Annotated in this window: 1 protein-coding gene; it reads right to left on the bottom strand. The window is 65.7% G+C overall.

Annotated features, from left to right (window positions below):
* The coding region (locus O5O46_RS34830) for a type I polyketide synthase (protein WP_333482451.1) at positions 1–3,510 on the bottom strand (3,510 nt) is incomplete at its 3' end.
* Between the last annotated feature and the right edge of the window lie 185 nt (positions 3,511–3,695).

The raw sequence follows: 3,695 nt of genomic DNA, 5'->3' as shown, positions 1-3,695 counted from the left end.
CGGCACAGTTGCGGTGTCAGATGGGGAGTCGGAAGAGGTCTCGATGCCGGTATCAGTGCCAGTTGCGGCCTCGAGAATGACGTGCGCATTCGTTCCACTGACACCGAACGAGGACACCCCCGCCCGACGCGGGTGGCCGTTCTCCGGCCAAGGGATGGCCTCGGTCAACAACCGCACATCACCCTGGGACCAGTCCACCTGCGTCGACGGCTGGTCCACATGCAACGTCTTAGGAAGCACACCATGGCGCAGGGCCATGACCATCTTGATCACACCACCCACACCCGCAGCAGCCTGGGTATGACCGATGTTGGACTTTAACGAACCCAACCACAACGGCTGCCCCTCGGCACGATCCTGGCCGTACGTGGCCAACAACGCCTGAGCCTCAATCGGGTCACCCAGCCGAGTCCCCGTGCCATGGGCCTCCACCGCATCGACCTCAACAGGGGAGAGACCAGCCGCAGCCAGCGCCTGGCGGATCACCCGCTGCTGCGACGGACCATTCGGCGCCGTCAACCCGTTCGAAGCACCATCCTGGTTGACCGCACTGGACCGCAACACAGCCAACACCTCGTGGCCATGACGGCGAGCGTCAGACAACCGCTCCATCACCACCACACCGACACCCTCAGACCACCCAGTGCCATCGGCAGTGTCGGCAAACGACTTACACCGTCCATCCGCGGCCAAACCGCCCTGCGCGGTAAACCAGACAAACGCATCGGGTGTGGCCATCACCGTGACACCGCCGGCCAGGGCCAGGGTGCACTCACCCGACCGCAGTGCCTGCGCAGCCAGGTGCATCGCCACCAACGACGACGAACACGCCGTGTCCACACTCACCGCAGGCCCCTCAAGGCCCAACGTGTAAGCCACACGGCCAGAGATCACACTGGCCGCACCTCCGGTGATCTGGTGGCCCTGCAGTTGCTCACCGCCCCGAGCGACTAGATCGGCATACCCGGACTGGTAGACACCGGCGAAAACCCCGGTCGAGCTGCCCGCCAACGAAGCAGGATCAATCCCCGCCTGTTCCAACGCTTCCCACGACACCTCCAGCAACAACCGCTGCTGAGGATCAGTAGCCAACGCCTCCCGAGGCGAGATCCGGAAGAACGCCGCATCGAACTCATCGACACCGTCGACAAACCCGCCCTCACCGGTAGCCGACGTCCCGGACCCGGGCTCGCCACTACCCAGCAGCGCATCCAGATCCCAGCCACGGCCGGTGGGGAATGGGACGATGCCATCGGCCTCGGCGGTCACCAGCCGCCACAGCTCGTCCGGATCCGACACACCGCCCGGGTACCGGCACGCCATCCCCACGAGGACGATCGGATCATCGGTGACCGACACCATCGTCGGCACCACAGCCGATCCCACGGGCTGCGACTCACCAGATCCACCGGCCTGAGCCGGCTCGCCGAACTCAGCCGCCAGATATCCCGCCACGCGGGTAACAGTCGGGTAGTCGAACACCAGGGTGACGGGCATGCTCGCCCCCGTCTTGGTCTGCAGCAAGTTGCGCAAATCGACCGCCGTCAACGAGTCGAGTCCCAACTCGCTGAACGGCTGGTCACTGCCGATCTGCGCACTAGAGTCATAGCCCAGCACGGCCGCGGCGGATTCCCGGACCAGATCGAATAGAACCTGCTCGCGGTCCACACTGGACAGTCCAGCCAGCCGCTGTCCCAGGCCCTCACGACCATTCCGAGTGTTGTCAGCAACACGCCGCAGCACACCGCCCGACAGCGACCGCCACACAGCCGGCACATCAGCCTGAGCACGCAACGCCTGCACATTCAGCCGAGTCAACGCCAACACCGGATAACCAGTGCCCAGCGCCCGGTCGAAAAGGTCCACGCCTTGGGAAGCGGACAATCCGCGTTCGGCTGTCCAGGGCCCCCATGCCATCGACAGCCCCGGCAGTCCCTGGTCGTGGCGCTGCTGCATCAACGTGTCCAAGAACACGTTGCCCGCAGCGTAATTGGCTTGCCCACCGCTACCCGTGAGTCCCGCCACGGACGAGAACGCCACGAAGAGCGATAGATCAAGGCCTTGGGTGAGTTCGTGCAGATTCCAGGCCGCATCGACCTTGGGAGTCAGTACTCGGTCCAACTGCTCCCGCGACAGCGATCCGATCACACCGTCCTCGAGAACCCCTGCCGCGTGCACGACCCCGGTCACCGGATGATCCGGCGAGACGGAGGCCAGCACCTCGGCCAACGCCTGGCGATCAGCCACATCACACGAAGCGACTGAGACCGCGGCGCCCAGCTGCCCCAACTCCGCCACCAACTCCGCGGCCCCCGGAGCATCCATACCACGCCGACTCAGCAGCAACAGATACTGAACACCGTGCTCGGCCACCAGATGCCGCGCCAGCACACCACCCAAACCACCAGTGCCACCCGTGACCACCACCGTCCCCGACCCACCCAGAACCGACTCCGGGAAAGTGGAGGATTCCTCGGTGGGACTGACCCGGGTCAAGCGAGCAGCGCGCAACCGCCCATCACGCAACACCAACTGCGGCTCATCCACAGCCAGCACCTGACCCAGCACCACGGCGTCCAACTCTCTGTCGGTGTCCAGCAGAATGAACCGGCCCGGGTTCTCCGTCTGCGCCGAACGCACCAAACCCCACACCGCAGCCGCAGCCAAATCCGCCACCGACTCATCAGGCCAAGCAGCGACCGCACCCCGAGTTCGTATAAGCAACGGCACCTTGGCGAACCGCTCCTCACCCAACCAGTGCTGCACCTGCCGCAACACCCACCCGGTCAACTCGTGAGTTGAGTCCACCACCGCGTGCGGGTCCCCGGCCACGGCCAGCACAACCGCCTGCGGAACCTCGGCCCCGCCCTCCAAAGCGGCATCGGCCGCCTGCAGGTCGGCGTACACAGCGCCCACCGATCCGCCCCGGTCGACCACCACCCACTCCTGCGCCGGAACAGCGGACGGGGCGGGGATATCAATCCACTCCAGCCTCAGCAGGGCCCCGTCACTGGTACCAGTGGTGAGGCCCTCGGCAGTCAACTGCCGCATAGTCAGCGAACCGATCGACAGCACAGGCGACCCAGTGCTGTCCGCGACCGCAATCGCCACCTCATCCAGACCTGTACGGGTCAACGCAACCCGCAACCGGGACGCACCCGAAGCACGCAACACCACATCCGTGAAGCTGAACTGCAACCCGTCCAACCCGGCGAAGACCGTGGAGTGCAACGCCGCATCTAACAACGCCGGGTGAATACCAAAAGACTCCGCCAGACCACGCCCAGCCTCGGGGAGCTCGACCTCAGCGAGAATCTGGTCCCCACGCTGCCAAGCCCTGCTCAGCCCCTGGAACGCCGGACCATACGCAAACCCGCTCTCACTCAGCTGCCCATAGAACTGCGAAGTGTCCAGCTCCGTCGCACCAGGCGCAGGCCACGCCTGACTCACCGGGTCAAACACCCCATCGCCCCGGTCATGACCGGCATGTTGTGCGGTAACGCTGACCACGCCGGTGGCGTGTCGGGTCCAGGCATCCTGCCCGTCCGGGCGCGCATACACCGCCACACTCCGCCGCCGTGCCCCGGCCGCCGCAGGGGCATCGGCATCGCCAACCACGACCTGGACCTGTGCGCCGCCCTGAGCAGGCAGCACCAGCGGGGTCTCCAGGACCAGTTCCTCGAGTCGGTCACAAC

The organism is Streptomyces sp. RPT161, assembly GCF_027533845.1.
GTDB classification, from domain to species: Bacteria; Actinomycetota; Actinomycetes; order Streptomycetales; family Streptomycetaceae; genus Streptantibioticus_A; species Streptantibioticus_A silvisoli_A.
This window is presented reverse-complemented; position numbering and strand designations above follow the sequence as displayed.